The following is a 1,280-nucleotide window of genomic DNA, read 5'->3' as shown; positions in this document are numbered from 1 at the left end:
TAACACAATCCACCAACGAAGATGGAAGTCGTTACCCTCAAGTAGTTGACTATTTGACAAATCGGTTGCGTGTGCTTACATCTGAAGCTGGTGGTGTTGGAGGAATGGAAAACTCGCAATTCGCTCTGGCTTTTGATTATGATGTTATTGACAAGCAGATTGTCAGTGGAGTTCCCACAAAGATAGTCTATAAGGTAAATGTCTCAATGCATATTGTTGACTTGAAAGCTCAAAAGGTCTATGCAACCTATTCCAAAGAAATGAAGGGCATAGGAGACAACGAGACGAAGGCTCTTGTTAATACTTTCCAAAAAATAAATGTTTCGAATATTGAAATACGAAACTTCGTACAACAAGGGAAGCGAAAGATAATAGACTATTATGATAATAACTATCAGAATATCATAAAAGTGGCCCAGTCTCTGGCTGTCATGAAGATTTTTGATGCAGCCATTTACAATCTTATGTTGGTGCCAGAATGTTGCAAAGGTTATGAAGCTGTCAATAAAGAATTGATGAAGGTTTATCAACAATTTGTTAATCAGCATTGTAATGAAAATCTAGCACAGGCTCGTGCTGCATGGATTGCTGCGCCTAATAGTGAAGGAGCTGCAACCGCGAGTGTTTATCTCTCTGAAATTTATCCAGATGCAGCATGCTATGGTGATGCCGTGGAACTTGCTGACGAGATTAAGAAGAAGATGGGAGAAGAGTTGAAATTCATGATGCGACAATGGGCAAACAATATATCCTTAGAGAGACAACGTATCAATGCAATGCGGGATATTAGTATAGCCTATGCCAACTCTCATCCCAAAACAGAAGTAACTAATGTATTTTGGAAATAAATATCATAATAAATATACAATGAAAAAAATATTATTAATGATGATTGTTGCCGTTATTGGCACAATCAGTGCAAATGCACAGTTCAAAATTGGTGACATCTACAATCAAAGCAATCTAAAGGGTTTGGTGGTTGATGTAGATGCAAGTGGAAAGCATGGTCTTATCCTTTCCAAAGTTGAAAGTACGTATTTTTTATAAGTGATTGAGAATGAGATAAGTTTTTATCTCATAAAAAGAAGAGGTTACGAATTAGAAATAAACAGAATGTAGCATCCTGCTGTGATTTGCATAACCATCCAAAGAACTCTTTCGGTTGCAAAGGTACGATATTTAATCGGGGATAAAGAATGTTTTAAGATTTTTTATCCTCGATTTTGGGGGTGTAATTTAAACTGTGTCAAGGCTTGTTCTTAACTTTCATTCCCACTCCC

2 protein-coding genes are annotated in these 1,280 nt (G+C 36.9%); both read left to right on the top strand.

Translation table 11 applies throughout. The features are described 5' to 3' along the window. On the top strand, positions 1-848 hold an 848-nt coding region (locus KSW37_RS15595), incomplete at its 5' end, for a hypothetical protein (RefSeq protein ID WP_217315365.1). 19 nt (positions 849-867) lie between these two features. After that, positions 868-1,047 carry a hypothetical protein gene (locus KSW37_RS15590; RefSeq protein WP_217315364.1) on the top strand — a complete coding sequence of 60 codons (180 nt, stop codon included), beginning with the start codon at positions 868-870 and terminating at the stop codon, positions 1,045-1,047. Positions 1,048-1,280 lie beyond the last annotated feature (233 nt).

The sequence above is a fragment of the Segatella copri genome, from assembly GCF_019127135.1.
Taxonomy (GTDB): Bacteria; Bacteroidota; Bacteroidia; order Bacteroidales; family Bacteroidaceae; genus Prevotella.
The sequence above is the reverse complement of the archived record's forward strand: the minus strand, read 5'-3'. Positions and strand labels throughout refer to the sequence as shown.